At 68.6% G+C, this 20,143-nt stretch carries 23 protein-coding genes; 15 read left to right on the top strand and 8 right to left on the bottom strand.

The window, feature by feature from the left end; genetic code table 11:
• Positions 1-148: 148 nt before the first annotated feature.
• Entirely contained in the window at positions 149-313 is a 165-nt protein-coding gene (locus tag H8F26_RS11185) for a hypothetical protein (protein ID WP_197159363.1), read from the bottom strand.
• A gap of 36 nt (positions 314-349) precedes the next feature.
• Here H8F26_RS11185 and H8F26_RS11180 point away from each other — a divergent pair, with 36 nt between their 5' ends.
• From H8F26_RS11180 to H8F26_RS11170, 3 genes are all read left to right on the top strand, one after another.
• Positions 350-670, top strand: a complete 321-nt coding sequence (locus H8F26_RS11180) for a lactate dehydrogenase (RefSeq protein WP_231597771.1) — start codon at positions 350-352, stop codon at positions 668-670.
• A 110-nt stretch (positions 671-780) separates the two neighbouring features.
• Positions 781-1,191, top strand: coding sequence for a hypothetical protein (locus H8F26_RS11175; RefSeq protein WP_197153996.1), 411 nt, complete (start codon positions 781-783; stop codon positions 1,189-1,191).
• The gene (locus H8F26_RS11170; protein ID WP_197153995.1) at positions 1,188-4,091 is read left to right on the top strand and encodes a GNAT family N-acetyltransferase; all 2,904 of its coding nucleotides are present in this window, start codon (positions 1,188-1,190) and stop codon (positions 4,089-4,091) included. Before H8F26_RS11175 ends, H8F26_RS11170 begins: the two co-directional genes overlap by 4 nt.
• Here H8F26_RS11170 and H8F26_RS11165 read toward each other — a convergent pair.
• On the bottom strand, positions 4,034-5,008 hold the full coding sequence (locus H8F26_RS11165; RefSeq protein WP_197153994.1) for a histone deacetylase: 975 nt from the start codon (positions 5,006-5,008) through the stop codon (positions 4,034-4,036). The two genes, H8F26_RS11170 and H8F26_RS11165, sit on opposite strands and share 58 nt — an antisense overlap.
• 97 nt (positions 5,009-5,105) lie before the next feature.
• On the opposite strand from H8F26_RS11165, the gene H8F26_RS11160 reads away from it, so the two are divergent.
• Genes H8F26_RS11160 through H8F26_RS11145 form a run of 4 tightly spaced genes read left to right on the top strand, consistent with a single transcriptional unit; the run spans position 5,106 to position 8,651 of the window.
• On the top strand, positions 5,106-5,717 hold the full coding sequence (locus H8F26_RS11160) for an NAD(P)H-dependent oxidoreductase subunit E (protein ID WP_197159154.1): 612 nt from the start codon (positions 5,106-5,108) through the stop codon (positions 5,715-5,717).
• Positions 5,717-7,369 (top strand): NuoF family protein, encoded by a 1,653-nt coding sequence (locus H8F26_RS11155; protein ID WP_197153993.1) that lies wholly within the window; start codon positions 5,717-5,719, stop codon positions 7,367-7,369. Before H8F26_RS11160 ends, H8F26_RS11155 begins: the two co-directional genes overlap by 1 nt.
• Positions 7,366-8,085, top strand: coding sequence for a bidirectional hydrogenase complex protein HoxU (gene hoxU, locus H8F26_RS11150; protein WP_197153992.1), 720 nt, complete (start codon positions 7,366-7,368; stop codon positions 8,083-8,085). The genes H8F26_RS11155 and hoxU overlap by 4 nt, the downstream gene beginning before the upstream one ends.
• Before the next feature lie 56 nt (positions 8,086-8,141).
• Positions 8,142-8,651 (top strand): oxidoreductase, encoded by a 510-nt coding sequence (locus tag H8F26_RS11145; RefSeq protein WP_197159153.1) that lies wholly within the window; start codon positions 8,142-8,144, stop codon positions 8,649-8,651.
• Positions 8,652-8,674: 23 nt separating this feature from the next.
• On the opposite strand, the gene H8F26_RS11140 is transcribed toward H8F26_RS11145, so the two are convergent.
• A complete protein-coding gene (locus H8F26_RS11140) occupies positions 8,675-10,135 on the bottom strand; it encodes a TolC family protein (RefSeq protein ID WP_231605146.1) in 1,461 nt (486 codons plus the stop codon).
• 92 nt (positions 10,136-10,227) lie between these two features.
• Between H8F26_RS11140 and H8F26_RS11135 the strand changes: the two genes are divergently transcribed.
• The 7 genes from H8F26_RS11135 (at position 10,228) to H8F26_RS11105 (ending at position 15,789) form a co-directional block, all read left to right on the top strand.
• A complete protein-coding gene (locus tag H8F26_RS11135) occupies positions 10,228-11,388 on the top strand; it encodes a hypothetical protein (protein ID WP_197153990.1) in 1,161 nt (386 codons plus the stop codon).
• Between the two features lie 30 nt (positions 11,389-11,418).
• Positions 11,419-11,595, top strand: a complete 177-nt coding sequence (locus H8F26_RS11130) for a hypothetical protein (RefSeq protein ID WP_197153989.1) — start codon at positions 11,419-11,421, stop codon at positions 11,593-11,595.
• Positions 11,596-12,702 (top strand): FUSC family protein, encoded by a 1,107-nt coding sequence (locus H8F26_RS11125; RefSeq protein ID WP_197153988.1) that lies wholly within the window; start codon positions 11,596-11,598, stop codon positions 12,700-12,702.
• A 5-nt stretch (positions 12,703-12,707) separates the two neighbouring features.
• Positions 12,708-13,304 carry a potassium channel family protein gene (locus H8F26_RS11120; protein WP_197153987.1) on the top strand — a complete coding sequence of 199 codons (597 nt, stop codon included), beginning with the start codon at positions 12,708-12,710 and terminating at the stop codon, positions 13,302-13,304.
• A 67-nt stretch (positions 13,305-13,371) separates the two neighbouring features.
• On the top strand, positions 13,372-14,832 hold the full coding sequence (locus H8F26_RS11115) for a Ni/Fe hydrogenase subunit alpha (protein ID WP_197153986.1): 1,461 nt from the start codon (positions 13,372-13,374) through the stop codon (positions 14,830-14,832).
• Positions 14,798-15,394, top strand: coding sequence for a hydrogenase maturation protease (locus tag H8F26_RS11110; protein WP_197153985.1), 597 nt, complete (start codon positions 14,798-14,800; stop codon positions 15,392-15,394). The genes H8F26_RS11115 and H8F26_RS11110 overlap by 35 nt, the downstream gene beginning before the upstream one ends.
• Entirely contained in the window at positions 15,382-15,789 is a 408-nt protein-coding gene (locus tag H8F26_RS11105) for a hydrogenase maturation nickel metallochaperone HypA (protein WP_197153984.1), read from the top strand. Before H8F26_RS11110 ends, H8F26_RS11105 begins: the two co-directional genes overlap by 13 nt.
• 19 nt (positions 15,790-15,808) lie before the next feature.
• Here H8F26_RS11105 and H8F26_RS11100 read toward each other — a convergent pair whose 3' ends face one another.
• The 3 genes from H8F26_RS11100 to H8F26_RS11090 all read right to left on the bottom strand — a co-directional run bounded on the left by H8F26_RS11100 (position 15,809) and on the right by H8F26_RS11090 (position 17,871).
• Entirely contained in the window at positions 15,809-16,333 is a 525-nt protein-coding gene (locus tag H8F26_RS11100) for a TerB family tellurite resistance protein (protein ID WP_197153983.1), read from the bottom strand.
• Positions 16,334-16,397: 64 nt separating this feature from the next.
• Entirely contained in the window at positions 16,398-16,913 is a 516-nt protein-coding gene (locus tag H8F26_RS11095; RefSeq protein ID WP_197153982.1) for a YbjN domain-containing protein, read from the bottom strand.
• Between the two features lie 43 nt (positions 16,914-16,956).
• Positions 16,957-17,871, bottom strand: coding sequence for a S1C family serine protease (locus tag H8F26_RS11090; RefSeq protein WP_197153981.1), 915 nt, complete (start codon positions 17,869-17,871; stop codon positions 16,957-16,959).
• A gap of 124 nt (positions 17,872-17,995) precedes the next feature.
• Between H8F26_RS11090 and H8F26_RS11085 the strand changes: the two genes are divergently transcribed.
• Positions 17,996-18,238 carry a hypothetical protein gene (locus H8F26_RS11085; protein ID WP_197153980.1) on the top strand — a complete coding sequence of 81 codons (243 nt, stop codon included), beginning with the start codon at positions 17,996-17,998 and terminating at the stop codon, positions 18,236-18,238.
• 21 nt (positions 18,239-18,259) lie between these two features.
• Here H8F26_RS11085 and H8F26_RS11080 read toward each other — a convergent pair whose 3' ends face one another.
• A complete protein-coding gene (locus H8F26_RS11080) occupies positions 18,260-18,847 on the bottom strand; it encodes a DOMON-like domain-containing protein (RefSeq protein WP_197169713.1) in 588 nt (195 codons plus the stop codon).
• Between the two features lie 25 nt (positions 18,848-18,872).
• Complete coding sequence (locus tag H8F26_RS11075) at positions 18,873-20,018, bottom strand: phosphotransferase enzyme family protein (RefSeq protein ID WP_197153978.1); 1,146 nt, start codon at positions 20,016-20,018, stop codon at positions 18,873-18,875.
• Positions 20,019-20,143: the final 125 nt, after the last annotated feature.

Raw genomic sequence — 20,143 nt, 5'->3', positions numbered from 1 at the left:
ATCCTGCGCCACGGCGATCAACAGTTCCGCACCTGTCTCGACTGCCTCGGGCAGGGCCAGCTCAGGACCACAGAACAGGGCAACACGCTGCGGAGGCTGATCGAAGGGTCCTGGAGCGGCCCGCTGTCACGGGGGCTTTCGGACCACATCACCGTTGTGACGAACGCTTCTGCTTCCAGATGAAGAAGCCGGCCGTGCCCACCACGATCGCCAGAGGAGCTGCGGTGAGCAGCAGCAGGGCCACGGCTGTCCAGTCGGTGTACATGTCCGGTGGGATCAACGCCTGGCCATCATCCCAGCCGGTCTGCGCCATTCCACACTGATGACATCCGTCCCGTTCGAGCTTCCGATGGACAGGCTGTCCCTGCGCGTTCTCTCTTTGGGTGAACAGCCTCTGCGAGCTCTGTCTCTGCGGGTACTGATCCGGGGGCTTGCCCCTGCCGCCGCCCTCGCCCTGATCGGCGCGGGTGCGGGCCAGGCCGGCGTGGTGTTCCAGAACTGTGTGCAGGATGCCGATGGCGGCATCACCTGCGACACCCGGCCCACCGGCAACACCCTGATGGACGACGAAGCCGCTCGCTTCGGCCTGTTCGACGAAGCCAGCCCGGGATGGAACGAGTTCGATCCCTACCAGGGGTACGACGACATGTTCGGCGGCAACGAAACCTGAGAGCGGCTCGCTGACAGCGGCGGCTGACCTGGCTAAAGCAGACGCAGGGATCAGCCGCCTGCCCGTCGTGCCCGAACGTTCCAGCGGCGATGCCCAGCGGGGGGAACGCCATGAGCCGTGAGCCCGTCGTGCTGCGCTGCTGCAGTGCCAGCAGCTGCCGCAGCGCCGGCAGTGAACGGCTGCGCAGGGCCTTGCTTGCGGCCCGCGCCAACGGCGAAGCCGGTGAGGCCGCCGTGCTGATCCGAGCGGTGGGCTGCCTGAGACTCTGCGGCCGCGGGCCGCTGGTGGCCCGCGACGGGCCTCGCGGAACGGAGCTCTTCGGCGGCCTCGGCACCGAGCAGGCCGCCGATCTGCTCGCGGGTTGTCAGGCCCGCCTGGAGCCCCATCGCATCGATCTGGATCAACTCACTTTCCAGCTGCAGGAGCCCGATGTTGACGGGCAGAATTCGGCTGTGATGGACGGCGGGGAACCTGCTGTCGGCTGGATGACAGAGCCGCACCATCGCGAGCGCCTGCCATGACCGACCCAGTGGGCCGCCCCCCCGGCCATGGCCAGGGCAGAAGCACCGACCCCACCTACGACATCCTGCGCAGCGAGAGGCAGCCGCTCGGGGCCCTGTTCAGGCCCGGCTGCGTGGCGGTGATCGGTGCCAGCGAGCGGCCCGGCAGCGTGGGCCGCACCCTGCTCTGGAACCTGATCCGCTCGCCCTTCGGCGGCACGGTCTATCCGGTCAATCCGCGGCGCCACAGCGTGCTGGGAGTGCGCTGCAGCGCCAGCGTGGCGGAGATCCCCGAGCCGGTGGATCTGGCCCTGATCGCCACGCCGGCCGCCACCGTGCCCCAGCGGCTGGCGGAGTGCGCCGCCGCCGGGGTGAAGGCGGTGATTGTGATCTCCGCGGGCTTCCGGGAGGTGGGGCCCGCAGGGCTGGCGCTGGAGAACCAGCTGCGCGAGACGCTGCGCGGCTCCGGGTTGCGGCTGCTCGGCCCCAACTGCCTGGGGCTGATGAACCCCCGCCTGGGGCTCAATGCCACCTTCGCCTCCGGCATGGCGGCGCCAGGCCATGTGGGCTTCCTGAGCCAGTCCGGGGCGATCTGCACCGCGGTGCTCGACTGGAGCCATCAGCAGGGGGTGGGCTTCAGCGCCTTCGTGTCGATGGGCTCGATGCTGGATGTGGGCTGGGGCGATCTGATCACCTATCTGGGTGACGATCCCGCCACGCGCAGCATCGTGATCTACATGGAGGCGATCGGCGATGCCCGCGCCTTCCTCTCGGCTGCGCGCGAGGTGGCGCTGACCAAACCGATCGTGCTGATCAAGGGCGGGCGCAGTGCCGAGGCGGCGCGGGCGGCGGCCTCCCACACCGGGGCCCTGGCGGGCAGCGACGTGGTGCTGGAGGCAGCGCTGCGGCGCTGCGGCGTGCTGCGGGTGGATCGCCTCTCGGACCTGTTCGACCTGGCCGGTGTGCTGGCCAAACAGCCCCGACGCCCCAGCGGCCGGCGCCTGGCGATCGTCACCAATGCCGGCGGCCCGGGGGTGCTCGCCACCGATGCCCTGGTGCTCAGCGGCGGCCAGCTGGCCCAGCTCTCGAACGAGAGCCTCACTGCCCTCGATGCGGTGTTGCCGGCCCAATGGAGCCATGGCAACCCCATTGACATCCTCGGCGATGCCGATCCGGAGCGCTACGCCCGCACCATCGAGATCGCCCTGGCCGATCCCGGCAGCGATGGCCTGCTGGTGATCCTCACACCCCAGGCGATGACCGATCCCACCACCACGGCCCAGCGCCTGCGGCAGCTGGCCGAGGCCAGCAGCAAGCCCCTGCTGGCCAGCTGGATGGGGGGCGACGAGGTGGCCCGTGGGGTGGCGATTCTCAATGCCGCCGGGATCGCCACCAACTCCTACCCCGACGCCGCGGCCCGTCTGTTCATCGCCCTCTGGACCTTCAGCTACAACCTGCGCGGTCTGTACGAGACCCCCGCCCTGCTGCCTGAGGCCGATGAGGGTGCCGGCGCAAGAGCGCCGGACGACCATGCCGCCGGTCGCCGCGTGCTGGAGCGAGCCCTGGATGAGGGCCGTGAGCTGCTGAGCGAGACGGAGGCCAAGCAGGTGCTGGCGGGCTACGGCATTCCGGTGCTGGACACCCGCCTGGCCCGCAGCGCCAGCGAGGCCCGCGCCGCCGCCGAGGCCATCGGCTTCCCCGTGGTGCTGAAGCTCAACAGCCGCACCATCACCCACAAGAGCGATGTGGGTGGTGTGTGGCTGGATCTCGCCAGCGGCGAGGCGGTGGAGGCGGCCTTCACCGCCATGGCCAGCCGGATCCCGGAACAGTGCGGGCCGGAAGCTTTCGATGGGGTGTCGGTGCAGCCGATGCTGCAGCGGCAGGGGGGCCTGGAGCTGATCGTGGGCAGCAGTCTCGATCCCCAGTTCGGGCCGGTGATCCTGTTCGGCAGCGGCGGAACCCTGGTGGAGGTGTACCGCGACAGCGCCGTGGCTCTGCCGCCTTTGAACACCACCCTGGCGCGGCGGTTGATGGAGCAGACCCGCGTCTACCGCGCCCTGCAGGGGGTGCGCGGCGGCCCGCAAGCCGATCTGGAGGAGCTGGAGCGGCTGTTGGTGCGGCTCAGCCAACTGGTACTGGAGCAGCCCGCCATCCGCGAGATCGACATCAATCCGCTGCTGGTGCGGCCCGGCGACCCGGTGCGGCCCCTGGTGGCTGTTGATGCGCGCATTCTGATCCAGCCAGTGGCGGGCGCCACCTGTCCCCTGCCCCGACCGGCCATTCGCCCGTACCCCAGCCAGTACGTGCACCACTGGCGTCTGCAGGACGGCAGTCCGGTGACCATCCGCCCGATCCGGCCCGAGGACGAACCCCTGCTGGTGGCCTTCCACCGCACCCTTTCGGAAGAGAGCGTCTACTACCGCTACTTCCACATGATGTCGCTGAGCCACCGCATCACCCACGAGCGGCTGCTGCGCATCTGCTTCACCGACTACGACCGGGAGCTGGCCCTGGTGGTGGACCGGCGCGACCCCGATTCCGGCGAGCACCGGGTTCTGGCGGTGGGGCGGCTCAGCCGGATGCATGGCTCCAATGACGCCGAGTTCTCGATGCTGATCAGCGACCCGTATCAGAGGCAGGGTCTGGGAACCGAGCTGCTGGCCCAGCTGCTGCGCAGCGGCCGCGATGAAGGTGTCGACCGGGTGACGGCCGAGATCCTGCACGAGAACGGCGCCATGCAACGGGTGTGCAGCAAGCTCGGGTTCAGCCTGCGCTCCACCCCCGAGGTGATGGAGGCCTGGATCGATCTGGCCACTGCATCGCTTCCCGGTGATGCGGTGCCGGTTGATCTGGTCGACGCTGATCAGGCTGGCCCTGATCCGGTCGGCGCTGATCCGCTCGCCAGCAGGGTCTCAACGTGAGCGGCGGCGCCGCCCGCCAGGCCCTGCAGCGCGTAGCCCCCCTCCAGCACGGACACCAGCCGGCCATCGGCGTGTTCGCTGGCGATGTCCAGGCAGAGCTGGGTGAGGGCGCCATAGTCGCTGTCCTCGAGCCGGAAGCTGCCCAGGGGATCGTCCCGGTGGCTGTCGAAGCCGGCCGACACCAGCACCAACTGGGGCCGGAACCGCTCGGCGGCGGGCCGCAGCACGGCGGTCAGGGCCGTGAGCACCGCCGGGCCGTCACTGCCGCCGGGCAGGGGGCAGTTGAGGGTGAAGCCCAGGCCCGGACCCTCCCCCCGTTCCGTGGCGGCGCCGCTGCCGGGGTAGTTGCCCCATTCATGCACGCTGGCGAAGAGCACGCTGGAATCGCGCCAGAAGATCGCCTGGGTGCCGTTGCCGTGGTGCAGGTCCCAGTCGATGATCAGCACCCGCTCCAGGCCATGCACCACCTGGGCATGGCGGGCGCCCAGGGCCACGTTGTTGAAGATGCAGAACCCCATGCCCCGATCGGCCTCGGCATGGTGACCAGGGGGGCGCACCAGGGCGAAGGCGTGGTTCACCTGGCCGCTGAGCACCGCCTCCACCGCTGCCAGGGTGCCGCCGGCCGCCAGCCTGGCCACATCTTCCGACGCGTCACAGATGGTGGTGTCGCCGGTGGAGAGTTGCCTGGCGTCGTAAGCCACATCGCGGCGCACCGTCTCCAGATAGCGGACCGTGTGGCAACGCTGAAGCTCCAGGTCCGTGGCGGGCCGGGCCCGGATCAGCTGGCAGCGCTGCCGCAGGCCGCGGCGCTGCAGTTCGGTTTCGATCGCCTCCAGCCGCCGCGGGCTCTCGGGGTGGCCGCTGCCCGTCTCGTGCAGCCGGAAGGCCGGATCGATCACCAGTCCCGTGGCGCCCATCGCTGACGGCCTCCAGGCCAGACTTCCACCACATTCGCTGACAGCCGTGCCGGCGCTGGCTAGGCCGGTGGCAAGACCGCGCCTGTCGCGTCAGCCCATGACCGCGCCGCTCTCCGCGCCACCATCAGCGCTCCGCCGGGCGGATCTGCTCCCCAAGGCGGTTCTCCCTGCCGAGGCGGTGGAGCGCACCTCGCGGCTGATTCGTCAGCACCGTGGCCGCTCCGATGCCCTGATCGAGGTGCTGCACCAGGTGCAGGAGCTCTACGGCTATCTGCCGCCGGGGGCCCTGGCCCAGGTGGCGCGGGAGCTGAAGCTGCCCCTGGCCCGGGTGTTCGGGGTGGCGAGCTTCTACCACCTGTTCCGGCTCGAGGCCCCCACCGCACACCGCTGCGCCGTGTGCCTGGGCACCGCCTGCTTCGTCAAGGGAGGTGGGGAGCTGGCGGCACGGCTGGAGCGGCGGCTGGGGCTTCGGCTCGATGATGCTGCCGGCAACGGCACCTGGGCCCTGGAACACGTCAGCTGCCTGGGGGCTTGCGGCCAGGCGCCCGTGCTGGTGGTGGATGGCCACCTGGAGGCCCGCCTGCCGGTGGACGATCCGGCGGCCCTGGATGCACGCCTGGGCGCCCTGGGGCTCTCGGCAGACGACGTTTCCGGCGCCGATGCCAGGGCAGACGGCAGGGCAGACGGCAGTGGAACCGGGGCACGCTGATGGCTTCCTCTCCCCGGATGCAACTGCGCTGCTGCGGCGCCAGCGGCTGCCGGTCCGCCGGTGCCGAGGCCGTGCGGGCGGCCCTGCTTTCCGCCCGCGACCAGCTCGGCGGCGCCGCCGAGGCGGTGTCGATCAAGCCGGTGGGCTGCCTGCGGCTCTGCGGCCGCGGCCCCCTGGTGGCCCTGGACCGTCCCGAGCCGAGCGGCGCGGAACCGGCCTGCCGCACCGAGCTCTATGCCGAGCTCAGGCCCGAGCAGGCCTTCGACCTGCTGGCCCGGGCCACCGGCAGGGGTGATGCCCTGGCAGCCCAGCGCCTCGACTCCGACCATCCCTTCTTCGCCCTGCAGAAGTCGGTGGTGCTGGAGGGCTGCGGTGTGGTCGATCCCGAATCGATCGACGATGCCCTCAACCACGGCACCTACGCCCAGCTGCGACGGGTGCTGCTGGACTTCAGCCCCGAGCAGGTGCGCGAGCAGGTGAAGCGCAGCGGTCTGCGCGGCCGCGGCGGTGCCGGCTATCCCACCGGCCTGAAGTGGGACACCGTGGCCCTGCAGCCGCCTGGCCCCCGCTATGTGGTGTGCAACGCCGATGAGGGCGACCCCGGCGCCTTCATGGATCGCAGCGTGCTGGAGAGCGATCCCCATCGGCTGATCGAGGGGCTGGCGATCGCCGCCTACGCCGTGGGCGCCGAGCAGGGCTATGTGTATGTGCGAGCTGAATATCCGCTGGCGGTCGAGCGCCTGCGCCTGGCCCTCAGGCAGGCCCGCGCCAAGGGGCTGCTGGGGGCTGGCATCGCTGGCAGCGGCTTCCATCTGCGGCTGGAGGTACGGGTCGGTGCCGGCGCCTACGTGTGCGGGGAGGAAACGGCACTGCTGGCCTCGATCCAGGGTCAGCGCGGCACGCCCCGGCCGCGCCCCCCCTTCCCCGCCCAGTCGGGCCTGTGGGGTGCCCCGACCCTGATCAACAACGTGGAGACCCTGGCCTCGATTCCGGTGATCCTGCGGGAGGGGGGCGACTGGTACGCGGCCATCGGCACCGAGGGGAGCAAGGGCACGAAGGTGTTCGCCCTCTCCGGTGCCGTGCAGCGCACAGGCCTGGTGGAAGTGCCGATGGGCACCACGCTGCGCACGGTGGTGCAGACCATCGGCGGCGGCGTGCCCGGTGGGGAAGGTCCAGACAAGGGGGTCAAAGCGGTGCAGACCGGCGGTCCTTCCGGTGGCTGCATTCCTGCCCACCTCCTCGACACGCCGGTGGATTACGAGAGCCTGCGGGCCCTCGGCTCGATGATGGGCTCGGGCGGCCTGGTGGTGATGGGCGAAAGCACCTCGATGCCGGAGGTGGCCCGCCACTTCATGCGCTTCAGCGTCAACGAGAGCTGCGGCAAGTGCGTGCCCTGCCGTGCCGGCACCGTGCAGCTGGCCCAGATGCTGGATCTCTTCGTGGAGCGGCGGGCGTCCCTGGTCGACCTGGAGCGCCTCGAGGAGCTCTGCAGGATGGTGGGCGCCACCAGCCTCTGCGGTCTCGGCCAGGCGGCGCCCAACCCGGTGCTCAGCACCCTGCGCTACTTCCGCCAGGAGTATCAGGCGGCCTGCCGGGATCCGGACCAGTGCGAACCCTTCGATGCCTGCCTGCTCAAGGAGGGGACCCGATGAGCGTGCACACCCTCACGGTGGATGGCGAAGAGGTGGCCGTACCCGATGGGGCCACGCTGCTCGATGCGGTGCGCGCCGCTGGCGCCGAGCTCCCAACCCTCTGCCATCTCGATGGCCTCACCCCGGTGGGCGCCTGCCGCCTCTGCCTGGTGGAGCTTGAGGGCAGCGGCAAGCTGCAGCCGGCCTGTGCCACCGCCGCCGGCGAAGGCATGGCGGTGCTCACCCAGACGCCCCAGCTGCAGGCCTACCGGCGCATGGCGGTGGAGCTGTTCTTCGCCGAGGGCAACCACGTTTGCGCCTTCTGCGTGGCCAACGGCAACTGCGAGCTGCAGGACGTGGCGGTGGCCGTGGGCATGGATCACTCCCGCTTCCCGTATCAATACCCCCAGCGCCGGGTGGACGCCTCCCACCCCCACTTCGCGATCGACCACCACCGCTGCATCCTCTGCACCCGCTGCATGCGGGTGTGCGATGAGATCGAGGGCGCCCACGTGTGGGACGTGGCCAACCGGGGCCGCGAGTGCACGATCATCGCCGGCCTGGATGAGCCCTGGGGTGAGGTGCAGGCCTGCACCTCCTGCGGCAAGTGCGTGGATGCCTGTCCCACCGGCGCCATCTTCCGGAAGGACGACACCACCGCCGAGAAGCAGACGCACCGGGAGCGGCCCCAGCTGCTGCGCGATGCCAGGGAGAAGCGCCAGTGGCAGAACCAGTGACCGCCCCCAAGTTGCGATTCGCCACCGTGTGGCTGGCCGGCTGCAGCGGCTGCCACATGTCGTTTCTCGATCTTGACGAGTGGCTGTTCGAACTCGCCAGGCACGTGGACATCGTGTTCTCGCCGGTGGCCAGCGACATCAAGACCTATCCCGAGCAGGTGGATGTCTGTCTGGTGGAGGGGGCCGTGGCCAATGCCGACAATCTCGAGCTGGCCCTGCAGCTGCGCCAGCGCACCCGCCTGGTGATCTCCTTCGGCGACTGCGCGGTGACCGGCAACGTGCCGGCGTTGCGCAACCTCTGGGCCGAGGTGGATGGCGGCAGCCGCCAGAGCGTGCTGGATCGCGGCTACCTGGAGCTGGCCGACCGGGGAGCCCAGCATCCCCATGCCCCCGGCATCGTGCCGGAGCTGCTGGAGCGGGTGTTGCCGCTGCACGAGGTGATCCCGGTGGATGTCTTTCTGCCCGGCTGCCCGCCCTCCGCCGAGCGGATCCGCGCCTGTCTCGAGCCGCTGCTGCGGGGGGAACGCCCAGAGCTGGCGGGGCCCGACCTGCTGCGGTTCGGTTAGGGACAGGCCCTGATCAGCCTGCCTCAGAGGCCGGTCTCCAGTTCCAGGGCAGCCCGGCTCAGATTCCGCCGGTAGATGGCGGTCGCCTCGGCGGAGCGGGCCAGCTGCAGGTTCCGCTGCGCGATCAACACCTCCGTGATCGGGGCCAGACCGGCCCGGTAGCGCAGCAGTGCATCATCCACGGACCGCTGGCCAGCGGTGATCGCTGCTCGGGCCGCAACGGACTGGGCACCTGCGGCCTGGTGGGTGGCGTACCAGGTTTCCACGCTCTGGATGATCGCCTGCTGGGCCTGCTCGATGGCGATCTCGGCCTGGGCGAGCTGGCGGCGGGCCAGGGAGATCGTGTCGCGGCTCTGGCCGCCGTCGTAGAGGGGCTGGCGCACGGTGATGGCGGCGCCCCAGTCGGTGAAGCTGCCCGAGGCGCTGCCGCTGGTGGTGGCGGTCGGCAGGTTGACCCCAAGGCCACGGCCATTGCTACGGCTACTGCCACGGCCACTGTTGAGGCTGGAGGTGGCGCTCGCGCCGGGGATGTCCAGCCAATCTCCGCTGATGCCTCCACCCAGAAGCAGTCCCACGGTCGGTAATCGGCCGGCCCGGGCCAGCTCCACCTTGGCCTCCTGCGCCTGACGCCGGTGTTGCAGGCTTTCCAGGGCCGGCCGCTGGGCCAGGGCTTGCCGCAGGCTCTCGTCCAGGGTGGGTTGCCAGGCTGGGTCGGGCTGCAGCGGGTCGCTGGGCTGAATCCGGGTTGCGGCCGGCAGATTCAGAAGCCGGGCCAGGGCGCTCAGGGCAATCGTGTGCTGGGCCTGGGCTTCCGCAAGCCCCTGCAGGTCGGACTGGATCAGGGCTTCGGCCTGAAACGTGTCGATGCGGGGCGCCAGACCTTCGCGCCGGATCGCGTTCACGTCGCGCAGCAACCTCTGGGACACGGTCAGGGAGCTTTCCCACACGGGAATCTGGGCAGCGGTTACCTGGGCCGAGAGGTAGCGGCTGAGGATCTCGAAGCGAGCGACACGTTGCTGTTCCGCCTGCTCGGACCGGGCGGCCTCCAGATCGGCCCTGGCGGCCTGCTGGATCGGGCTGCGGCTGAAATCGAGCAGGGGCACCCGCAGGATCAGCCCCAGATTCACAAATGTGTTGTTGATCAGCGCTGAACTGTCGGTGCCGAGGTTGAGATTCAGATCACCGATGGTGGGCAGGTTGGAAATGAAGCCGATGTTGGTGTTGACCTGGGCAAAGGTCCCGAGGGCGACCAGGTCGAGCTTGGGCAGAAAACGGGAGCGGGCCAGCCCAACCAGGGCCTGATTTTCCTCCACCGTGATCACCTGACTGCGCAGGCTCAACGACCGTCCCAGCCCCAGCTCCAGGGCCTGCTGCCGGCTGAGGGTCAGGAGGGAATCCGTTGCAGACGTGTCGATCGGGGCGGCAGCCCAGCAGGGAAGAAGACCGGAGGCAAGGCCCTGGGTCAGGATCGCGAACGTGCCCAACCAACCGAACCGGTGACCCAAACCCTGAACCAAGGAAATTTGGCAGAGCCTAAAGTAGATAAGGTTGATCGATTGCAGTAACGCCAGGCGTGATGGCCAGCTTGGATTGGGCCCCACGTCTGTTGCCGATGGCCCTGGTAACCGGAATGGCGGGTGCTTGGGCGCTGTCACCGGCTGTAGCGGTGAAGGTCGAGGGCAGTGCCGTGCTGCTCCAACCCGAAAGCCGATCGGGATTTTATGCACGGTCACCGGGCCAGGTGCAGCAACTGCATCGGCGCATCGGTGATGTGGTGCAGCGGGGTGATCTGCTGGCCAGTCTGAGTCGGTTGGACCAGGCGGCGGCGGGTGCGGGTGCGGTAGGACCCAATCCCAATGCCCTGGTCCGCCAGGGAGAGGCGCTCACCCGCCAGCAGGAGGCGATTCGTGCTCAGATCGCGGCCCTTCGCACGTCGAATCAGCCGGTGCTGAAGCAACTGCAGGCCCTGGAGAACCTGCGCCGCGAGGAGGTCATCCCCCGCTACAGCCCCCTGTGGGTGGGAGCGCAGGACCTCTATCTCCGCAACCAGAGCCAGATCAAGGCCCTGGAGGCACAACTGGCCCAGATCGATGCCAGTCGCGCCGAACTGGAGGCCCAGCGGGAGGGCCAGGATGTGCTGGCACCCCGCTCCGGCCGGCTGCTGAGTCTGGCGGTGAGTCCGGGCCAGGCGGTTCTGCCGGGACAGCGGCTGGGCACCCTCGGGCCCGGCCCCCGGGAGGAAAGCCGGCCTCGCCTGGCCACAGCCCTGTTCAGTGATGCCGATGCCGTGAGGCTGCGCCCGGGAGCGGCAATTCAGCTCGATCCCCTCCTGCAGACGCGGGATCGTTACGGGGGAACCTCCCAGCGCTTCGGCTCACTGGAGGGGCGCATCCTGGCCATTTCACCCGCCACGGCCGACCTGGCGGAGGTGAGCCGGGCCGTGGGTGATCCCGAGCTGGCCGAGAGCCTGATCGCCCGCAGCCGTCAGGCCGCCGTCGGCGAAGGTGGCGATCCCCTGGCCACCGCAACCGACAAGATCACCGCTCCGGTGCAACTGGTCACCGTGGCGCTGGAAGCCGCCGCCACCCCCAGTGGCCTGCGCTGGAGCAGCGGTCAGGGCCCCGATCTGCCCCTGGAGAACGGCACGCCCGCCAAGGCCAAGGTGGAGGTGGAGCGCCGTTCTCTGGTGAGTTTCGTGTTGCCGTTCCTCCGCTGGCTGGGGGGTGCGGAGCGATGAGAGGGGTCTACCGATGAAGCGTGCCAACCGATGAACCACCGTGATCGATGGTTGGCGCCCTGGCGCCAACCCGCCCCCTGGATTGCCCTGGTGCTGCTGGTGATTGCCATCATCAGCTCGCCACCGCGGTTGTGGTTCTGGGTGGCCCTGCTGCTGGTGGTGCTGCTGGTGGGCTGGGCGCAGGCCCTGCGTCCACCCCCCTCCTGAATGACCCAGCTGCGCGCAGCCCTGGTGATCGGCCTGGCGGCCGCCTTTGCCGGTGCCGTCTGCGGCGGGATCGGCCTGAGCGGCGATGCCATCGCCTATGGCTCGGTGATCGCGGCCCTGGTGGTGCGACCTGATTTCAGCCGCTGGCCCCTGGCGATCTATCCGGTGCTGCTGGTGTTGGTCGGGGTCTGCATGGCGATCGGGGTGAGCGTGGGTCTGGCCCTGGCCTCCGTGCCGCAGGTGTTCGTGTTCGGACTGGTGGCGGCGTTGATGCAGGTCCTCACCTTGATGCTGCCGGCAAAACTGCGGCTGCTGTCCGGGGTGATAGCCGTGGCGGGGGTGCTGCCCCTGCTGAGCAGCTCGCCCAGCTGGAGTGCCTGGGGTCAGGAGTTGATCGCCATCACCCTCGGCCTGGTCACCGGCACCGTGATACAGGTCGCCTTTGCACCGGCAGTGACGCCCCAACCCGTCGCGGCGGCCCCGGAGAAACAGATGGATCCTCCCCTGGCCCAGAGCATGCGCCAGGGTCTGGCATCGCCGTTCTTCTGGCGAAAGCTGGTGTTCGCCAGCCTCGCCCTGGCCATCGGCGAGGGTGTGGGCGCGGTGACGCCGAAATACCTCTACTTCGGGGTGGTGCTGCTGCTGAACGACAGCATCGGCGACACTCTCGCCCGGGTTCGGGACCGCATGGTGGGGGTCAGCCTCGGCATCCTCATGCCCCTGCTGGTGTTCAACACCCTGGGGATGGGGAGCCTGCAGACGGGACTGGTGATGGGCGGGACGGCGGCCTTGCTGATCGCGCTCAACGGCACCGCTTACCTGCGCACCGCGCTGATCTCCAGCGGTGTGGCCTTCATCGGCTATGGCCCCCTGGTGGCCTGGTACATCCCGAATCGATGGATCGATTACCTGATGGGTTGCGGCCTGGCCCTGGCTGTTGGCCTGTTGCTCTTCCCAAACTCCGCCCTGCGCCGTTACAACCAGCTCAGGGGCGACCCGAGTGCCTGTCCCCAGGAGCTGGAGCGTTGCTTGCCCGCTGCTCGAGAGGAGGCCAGCTGGCTCGGGTTGCCGATGCCGGAGCTGCCCAGTCCGGCGCCCACCCGATGACGCTCATGTCCCCCTGTCTCGGTCAGACCAGGCTCAGGCCTGCCGTGGTCCTTGGTTTCTTCGCAGCAGCGCTCCCAGCCGTTGCCCAGGCCCGCCCCCTTGAGACATCCAACCGCTGCATGGGCCTGGCGGGTCAGTTGGGCCTTGGCTTGGGGATGCTGATCGTCACCGCCATGGTTCACGCCCTGGTCACCGTGATTCAGGCAGAACTCACCCACCGGCCACGACTGAACGCCTGGTGCGCCCGCCGCAGCTGGCGCCGGCTGCTGGTGATTCTGGTGATGGCCTTGCTCACGGCCCTGGCCCTGTTGGTGGAAATCCTGCTTTGGGCCCTGGTGTATCGGGGTCTGGGGTTATTCCCTGGCCTGGGAGGAAGCCTCTATTTCTCGGGGATCACCTACACCACGTTGGGTTATGGCGATGTGACCCTGCCGGCCTGCTGGCGTCTGCTCAGCGTGGCGGAAGCCGTCAACGGTGTGCTGATGGCCGGCTGGAGCACTGCCCAGCTGGTGTACGTGGTGCAGCGCACCATGTCGTTGCGCCTCGAGGCCGAAGGCCGACTCACAAGCCACCCCATCGCCCGGAACGGCGATCCCGGCTGAGGCCAGCCAGGCAGCTGGATTCGGGCCATGCTGAAGGTGGTGGCTGGGCTTCGGCTGAGGAGATCGCATGACCCGCACGATCACGATCGATCCCGTCACCCGCATCGAGGGTCACGCCAAGATCACCCTCCACCTCGACGACGACGGGCGCATCGCCGATGCCCGCTTCCACGTGGTGGAATACCGCGGCTTCGAGACCTTCTGCGAGGGACGGCCCTTCACCGAGATGGCCGGCATCACGGCGCGGATCTGCGGCATCTGCCCGGTGAGCCACCTGCTGGCCGCTGCGAAGACCGGCGACAAGCTGCTGGCGGTGCAGCCACCGCCGGCGGCGCGCAAGCTGCGGCGGATGCTCAACCTCGCCCAGATCTGTCAGAGCCACGCCCTCTCCTTCTTCCACCTCAGCAGTCCTGATTTCCTGCTGGGCTGGGAGAGCGATCCGGCCCACCGCAATGTGTTCGGCCTGATGGCGGCCGATCCCGACCTGGCGCGTGCCGGGATCCGCCTGCGTCAGTTCGGCCAGCAGGTGCTGGAGCTGCTGGGCGGCCGCAAGATTCACTCGGCCTGGGCTGTGCCCGGCGGCGTGCGCACCCCCCTGAGCGCCGAGGCGCGGCAGTGGATCCTGGAGCGGCTGCCGGAGGCCAGGGCCACGGTGGCCCTGGCCCTGGAGATGTACAAAACGCTGCTGGATGGGCCGTTGCAGCACGAGCAGCGCTGCTTCGGCGACTTTCCCTCCCTGTTCATGGGCCTGGTGGGGCCAGGCGGCCGTTGGGAGTGCATCGACGGCCTGATCCGCTTCATCGACAGCGACGGCCGGATCGTGGCCGACGACCTCTCGGAAGACGACTACGTCTCGTTTCTGGGCGAGGCGGTGGAGAGCTGGAGCTACCTGAAATTCCCCTACTACAAGCCGCGGGGCTACCCCGATGGCCTCTACCGGGTGGGTCCCCTGGCACGGCTGAACGTGTGTGAGGCGATCGGTACCCCCTGGGCCGATGCCGAGCTGATCGAGTTCCGCCAGCGCAGCGGCACGGCGGCCAGCGGCGGTCGCGTTGTCACCTCCTCCTTCGCGTATCACCACGCCCGGCTGGTGGAGATCGTCGCCTGCCTGGAGGGGATCGAGCAGCTGGTGGCCGATGACAGCCTCATGGAGGGCCGCATCCGCGCCCGTGCCTCCCTGAACGCCCAGGAGGCGGTGGGGGTGAGCGAGGCCCCGCGCGGCACCCTGTTTCACCACTACCGGGTCAACGATGACGGCCTGATCACCCGGGTGAATCTGATCATCGCCACCGGCCAGAACAACCTGGCCATGAACCGCACCGTGGTCCAGATCGCCCGGGAGTTCATCGCCGAGCCGGTGGCAGCCGAGGCCGAGATCCCCGAGCCCCTGCTCAACCGGGTCGAAGCCGGCATTCGCTGTTTTGATCCCTGCCTGTCCTGCTCCACCCACGCGGCAGGCCAGATGCCCCTGCGGATCGAGCTGCGCGCTGCCGATGGAGCGCTGCTGGCGGCGCGGCAACGGCAGTGATGGCGGCTCGCCGGCGGTACTGATGGCAGCGGAGCCGACGGTTCTGGTGATCGGCATCGGCAACCCCCTCCGCCAGGACGACGGGGTGGGCCGGTGGCTGGTGGAGGACCTGGAGCAGGACAGCCGGGCGCAGGAGTTCCTTGTGCAGCTTGAGCTGCGTCCTTGCCACCAGTTGTTGCCGGAACTGGCCGCGGATCTGGCCCGCAGCGAGCGGGTGCTGTTCGTGGATGCCTGGCTCGCTGACGCCGGCGATCGAGGAGCTAATCAGCCGCGTCTGGAGCGGTTGGCATCCGTGTCTTGCCAAGGGGAGCGCTGCCCTGAGGGCGACGCGGATGACAGCGTGGAGGGCGGTCTGGGTGCGCATCGCTGCGGGGCCGAGCAGTTGCTCCAGCTCTGTGCCCGGGTCTACGGCCATAGACCGGCGGCCTGGGTGCTGCTGGTGCCGGGCGAGTCTTTCGGCCATGGCACCCACTGGTCGCCACGCCTGCAACGCCAGGTGCCCGAGGCCCGTGCCCTGCTATGGCGCTGGCTGGCCGGGCCGGAGGACGCATGCACGAACTGAGCCTGCTGGAGCAGCTGCGGGATCTGGCGGTGGAGCAGGCCCTGGCCCACGGCGGCGGTCGGATCGTGGCGATCACCCTGCGGATCGGCAGCCTGGCCGGCGTGGAGGCCGAGGCCCTCCACTTCGCCCATGCCGTGGTGATGGAAGGCAGCCTGGCGGAGGGCTCCACCCTGCGGATCGAGCCCGTGGCCGCCAGCTGGTTCTGTCAGGTCTGCGCCTTGGAGTTCAGCGGCGCCGGTGGCGACCCCACCTGCCCCGGTTGCGGCGCCATCAGCCGGCAGCTGCGGCATGGACGGGAGCTGGAGCTGATCTCTCTGGAACTGGAGGTTCCAGAGCAAGCTGTTTCAGACATTGAGTCTCTGGATTCGGCGGCGGATTCCTTTCGGGATCCGTGACGCCGCTCACAGTTGGACCTCAGAGCCACTGCATGCCGGGAGTCTCCAGCAGCTCCTGCGACGGCCAGGCCCCCAGCCACTCAAAGCGGCTCGCCAGGATGCCCCGCAGGCCGGAGTGCTGACGCAGCTCCTGCTCCGCCGCCCACTCGCATTCCTGCACCTTGGCTTCGCCCAGCCCCAGGGCCTCCACCAGCCGCCGGTACGCCACCCGCTCCATCGGATTGATGCTGGAGGCGTCGCCAGGGCTGGTGCTGACACGAATCATCATGAACGCCAGTTTCAGGGCCAGCTGGCGATCCGCTTCGGTCTGCAGGCGTTGCACCAGCTCCTCGATCCCCTCCATCTGCATGGCCTCATCGGCCAGGGCCTCGGCAGTATCAGCAGCGCTGAGCGGATCCACCTCGGGCAGGAAGTAGGTCGCCACCAGCCGCTGCAGCAGTTGCTTCTCCTCGGCAGCGAAATCCCCATCCGACCAGGCCACGCAGCAGAGGATCCGCAGCAGATCGCGGTCGGCTTCCGGCAGGAGTTGCGAGGGAGTCGGCATGACCGTCGCGGCAGGATCGGATGGCGGCATTCTGATCCTGGCCCCATCCTTGGGATCGGGGCTGCTACTCCGGATCGGGGTCTGCCGATTCCTGTCCGAGCTTGATGGCGCCGAATTCCATGGCCAGCTCGTCATCGAACTGATCGGCGGCGCTGGCCACGTTGAGCAGCATCTGCAGAAAGACCGGTGGATCCAGACCAGGCAGGCGGCGTTCCTCGGCCACCACGAGCACGTCCTGATCGACACCGATCGAGCAGCCCACCACGATCCGGTTCAGCTCAAGGCAGCGGCGGTACAGGGCCAGCAGATTGCCGCAGGGAAGTTTCAGCATCGGCGAGCGGACCTCCAGAGTCAGCTCGCCCAGCACAGGGTTGGGATGGATCGCCACCTCGATCGGGGCGCTGCCCACCTGAAAGCTCCAGTCGAATCCCTCCTCGCCATCCTGCCGCTGACCGCTCACTCCCAGGCTCTCGAGCACCTCGTCCACCAGATCCACCGCTTCTTCCACCGGGCTGACCGGTTGTGGCGGCAGCGACAATCTCGCCACCAGCTCCGCCAGGAATCGCGGCAGTGTTGCCAAGGGGACACAGGCAGGGAATCGATCCCGTCAGGGGAGCCGGCCGCTACAGCGTGGCACCGCAGACCGCACAGTACCGCTGCTGCGGCTGGCAGAAGCTCCCGCAGACCGGACAGGCGCTGCTCGCCACTGGATCGGCAACGGGATCGGCAGCTGGATCGATACCCGGATCCACGACACCATCTGCTTCCAGCCCTGAGGGCTGCGGGGCTGCAGGCTCCTCTGCCGACTCCTCCTCAGCAGGCTCCACGCTGGGATCAATCCGGGCCAGCAGGGCGCCGCAGTGATCGCAGTAGTCAAGGTCGCGGCTGGCCGCTCCGCAGACGCTGCAGTACTGCAGGACACCCTGCTGGCGTTCCTGCCGGTACAGATTGAACAGCTGGTAGAGCCGAACGGCCGGAACAGCGAAGTTGAGCCCCTCCGATTCCAGCCGCGTGCAGGCAATGATGCCCACCAGCTCGGCATGGACGTCGTAGAGGGGGCCGCCGCTGTTGCCTGGGTTGATCGCCGCATCGATCTGGAGAAAGCGGCGCCCCTCGATCTCCCGGTCCACGCCGCTCACGATTCCCTGGGTGAGCGTGTAGTCGAGTCCGAGCGGATGGCCGATCGCATAGACCGTTTCCCCGATGGCAGGCAGCCGCCCCGCTGGGGCGCGATCAGCGATCAGGGCCCCATGAATCCCCCGGCAGGTGTCCGCGGCGGTGGCGGCATCCAGCTGCAGGAAGGCCAGGTCGCAGTCGCGGAAGGAGCGCACGATCGGCGCCGCACTGCAACGCCCATCCCGGCAGCGGACCTTCGCATGGCTCCAGCCTTCGATCAGGTGGTGACTGGTGGCGATCAACCCGGATCGACTCAGCACCACACCGGCGCCCATCCCGTCGGCCACCTCGACGGCCACGACGGCATCGGCCCTGCGGAGGAAGACCTGCCGGGCACTCAGGACCTGAGCGTGTCTGCTCATCCGAGGGCCCGCAGCCGGCTGGGCCGCAGCAGGATCAGCGCCAGCGGCCGCTGGCGTAACGGGCCAGGATCAGACTGCTCCAATCCGTTGTTCGTTCCTCGTGTTTGCGATCGTCTCCATTCTGATGGGAGGTCTTCTGGGAGGTCTGCTCGGCTTCGGCCTCGGTCGTGGCGTGCCTGCCCTGGTCCAGGGCGGTGGCCGGCTGGCCCGCCGCCAGAACCAACTCGGCATGGGCCTGTTGCTGATGGTGCCGTGGCTGGTGGGGGCGCTGCTGCTGCTGAAGGCGCTCACCGCCCCGGGCTTGCTGGTGCTGGCAGGGGGCTACTGGCTTGGCATGGTCGTGGGTCGTCGGCAGCTGGGGCTCTGAATTGGCGACAGATCCGACCAATCAGATCCGCAGCAGAAAACCCTCGCGGCGATGGAAATCGGCTTCGGGGCCAGGGTGGTCCAGGGCCCAGGTGCTGAGGGCGCCGCCGCGGTGCTCGATCACGGCGCTGATGCCGACCTGCACGGAAGCGGCTGCCGCCAGAGGTGGCGGCAGGTGGCAGTGAAACGCGAGTTCCAGCTGCTGGGGGCTTTGCTGGCTGAGAAAGGGCAGCGCCCTGACGCTGGCTTCGGGGGTGAGGCCGAGGCGATAGCCCTCGAGGCGATAGACGTTCCAATCGCCCGAAGGCGAGAGATTGATCTCCCAGTAGCGATCGTCCCCTTCCACCGCCAGGAAGGCCTCCAGGCAGGTGTGCATCCAGAGGCCATCACAGCGCTGCGGCTGTTGTGCCGGTGGAGGCACCAGCAACTCGGCAAGAGGGGCCCGCAGGCAGTAGTGGATCCGCAGCTCCGGGCCCAGGCGCTGGATGAAGCCCGTCAGGGAGAGTCCCGGCAGACATGGGTCGGCGGTGGGATGGTCGGGTGTGGCGGGGGCGCTGCGGAACGGCACCAGGGTGAAGCTCTGGGCCTCCGGCTGCAGCTGGGGTTCCATCTCAGGCTCCGACTGGACTCCCATCTCAGGCTCCCCCCAGCCGCTTCAGCAGCGCCCGAATCGGTCCTTCCTGCGCTTCGATGCTTTCGACAAGCCGGAACTGCACCTGGGCGCGCCGGAGGTTCTGGAGGGGATCGCTGGTCTTGAAATACACGTTGCCAGCCAGATGATCGCTGAAGAAGCGCAGACCCAGTTCAAAAGCGATCAGCCGGATCGCCGCATAGAGATACTGGTGATCGGCGGTGGTGAGGAACTGCCGGGCCACGGACAGATAACCCTCCAGCAGCGCTTCGCATAGCCCCAGATCGAACTGCACCGCCTCAGGATTACGGCTTTCCTCACCGAGGGTGTTGCAGCAGGAACGCAGGCAATCGCCGATGTCGTAATGAACCAATCCCGGTTTGACGGTATCGAGATCTATCAGGGCGATGGCCTCGCCGCTGGCGGCATCCAGCATCACGTTATTGATCTTCGGATCGCCGTGAATCGGGCGCAGCTGCAGCTCACCGCGGGCCTTGGCCTCCTCCAGCACCGGCGCCAGCGACTGGCGGCTCTCGATGAACTGCTGACACCAGTGCTCCTGCGCCGAGGGCGGCGCTGAACAACGACCCAGCAGCTGGTGGTACTGGGCCAGGTAGGTGGGGGTGATGTGAAATCCCTCCAGCGTGTCTGCCAGCTGATCGACCGGGAGATCACTGATCAGGTGATGAAACATGCCAAGGCCATAGCCCACTTCACGCGCCTGCGCCGGATCCCGGGCCATCTCCAGGCTGCGGGCGGCCGGTACATAAGTCATGGCCCGCCAGATCTGGCCATCGCGCTCCACCCAGGGATCGGCAGAATCGGTTGGGGTAAGGATGTGCGGCATCTCCCAGGAGCGCCTGCAGGCGCCGCTGTGGTCGGGATCATCCGGAAGGTCCTGCAGACGGGCGGCGACATGCCGGGTCACGATCTGCATGTTGCGCATCACCAGCTTCGGCTGGCGGAAGACCTCCCTGTTAAGGCGTTGCAACACGAGGGGTGGTTGGGTCTGTCCAGCCAGCGACACCAGAAAGGTGTCGTTGACATTGCCCTGCCCCAGGGGCTCAATGGCGATGATGCCCGCGCCGGGATGAAACTGGGCGGCGATCTCACGGAGCTCGTGCCCATGGGCGACCGAAGCCTGGATCATGGGTCTCGGCCGCAAACCGGGCCGCAGCCTGACACGCTTCCGCCAGCCTGGGTTCAGCCGTGGTGACAGCGCGCCGACAGACTGCCATGGGTGAACGAAACCTTTACGGCCAACTCCGGCAAGCG

Origin of the sequence: Synechococcus sp. CBW1006 (assembly GCF_015840525.1) — a bacterium.
In the GTDB taxonomy this organism is placed as follows: domain Bacteria; phylum Cyanobacteriota; class Cyanobacteriia; order PCC-6307; family Cyanobiaceae; genus CBW1002.
The sequence above is the reverse complement of the archived record's forward strand: the minus strand, read 5'-3'. Positions and strand labels throughout refer to the sequence as shown.

What these genes read in the sequence shown, in the direction of transcription:
- H8F26_RS11110 (WP_197153985.1), top strand. Translation starts at nt 14,798, where the DNA reads ATGGAGCGCTGCTGGCGGCGCGGCAACGGCAGTGATGGCGGCTCGCCG.
- H8F26_RS11145 (WP_197159153.1), top strand. Translation starts at nt 8,142, where the DNA reads ATGTCGTTTCTCGATCTTGACGAGTGGCTGTTCGAACTCGCCAGGCAC.
- hoxU (WP_197153992.1), top strand. Translation starts at nt 7,366, where the DNA reads ATGAGCGTGCACACCCTCACGGTGGATGGCGAAGAGGTGGCCGTACCC.
- H8F26_RS11120 (WP_197153987.1), top strand. Translation starts at nt 12,708, where the DNA reads ATGTCCCCCTGTCTCGGTCAGACCAGGCTCAGGCCTGCCGTGGTCCTT.
- H8F26_RS11105 (WP_197153984.1), top strand. Translation starts at nt 15,382, where the DNA reads ATGCACGAACTGAGCCTGCTGGAGCAGCTGCGGGATCTGGCGGTGGAG.
- H8F26_RS11075 (WP_197153978.1), bottom strand. Translation starts at nt 20,018, where the DNA reads ATGATCCAGGCTTCGGTCGCCCATGGGCACGAGCTCCGTGAGATCGCC.
- H8F26_RS11135 (WP_197153990.1), top strand. Translation starts at nt 10,228, where the DNA reads ATGGCCAGCTTGGATTGGGCCCCACGTCTGTTGCCGATGGCCCTGGTA.
- H8F26_RS11155 (WP_197153993.1), top strand. Translation starts at nt 5,717, where the DNA reads ATGGCTTCCTCTCCCCGGATGCAACTGCGCTGCTGCGGCGCCAGCGGC.
- H8F26_RS11130 (WP_197153989.1), top strand. Translation starts at nt 11,419, where the DNA reads ATGAACCACCGTGATCGATGGTTGGCGCCCTGGCGCCAACCCGCCCCC.
- H8F26_RS11160 (WP_197159154.1), top strand. Translation starts at nt 5,106, where the DNA reads ATGACCGCGCCGCTCTCCGCGCCACCATCAGCGCTCCGCCGGGCGGAT.
- H8F26_RS11175 (WP_197153996.1), top strand. Translation starts at nt 781, where the DNA reads ATGAGCCGTGAGCCCGTCGTGCTGCGCTGCTGCAGTGCCAGCAGCTGC.
- H8F26_RS11180 (WP_231597771.1), top strand. Translation starts at nt 350, where the DNA reads ATGGACAGGCTGTCCCTGCGCGTTCTCTCTTTGGGTGAACAGCCTCTG.
- H8F26_RS11080 (WP_197169713.1), bottom strand. Translation starts at nt 18,847, where the DNA reads ATGGAACCCCAGCTGCAGCCGGAGGCCCAGAGCTTCACCCTGGTGCCG.
- H8F26_RS11090 (WP_197153981.1), bottom strand. Translation starts at nt 17,871, where the DNA reads ATGAGCAGACACGCTCAGGTCCTGAGTGCCCGGCAGGTCTTCCTCCGC.
- H8F26_RS11170 (WP_197153995.1), top strand. Translation starts at nt 1,188, where the DNA reads ATGACCGACCCAGTGGGCCGCCCCCCCGGCCATGGCCAGGGCAGAAGC.
- H8F26_RS11165 (WP_197153994.1), bottom strand. Translation starts at nt 5,008, where the DNA reads ATGGGCGCCACGGGACTGGTGATCGATCCGGCCTTCCGGCTGCACGAG.
- H8F26_RS11185 (WP_197159363.1), bottom strand. Translation starts at nt 313, where the DNA reads ATGGCGCAGACCGGCTGGGATGATGGCCAGGCGTTGATCCCACCGGAC.
- H8F26_RS11100 (WP_197153983.1), bottom strand. Translation starts at nt 16,333, where the DNA reads ATGCCGACTCCCTCGCAACTCCTGCCGGAAGCCGACCGCGATCTGCTG.
- H8F26_RS11085 (WP_197153980.1), top strand. Translation starts at nt 17,996, where the DNA reads ATGGGAGGTCTTCTGGGAGGTCTGCTCGGCTTCGGCCTCGGTCGTGGC.
- H8F26_RS11125 (WP_197153988.1), top strand. Translation starts at nt 11,596, where the DNA reads ATGACCCAGCTGCGCGCAGCCCTGGTGATCGGCCTGGCGGCCGCCTTT.
- H8F26_RS11115 (WP_197153986.1), top strand. Translation starts at nt 13,372, where the DNA reads ATGACCCGCACGATCACGATCGATCCCGTCACCCGCATCGAGGGTCAC.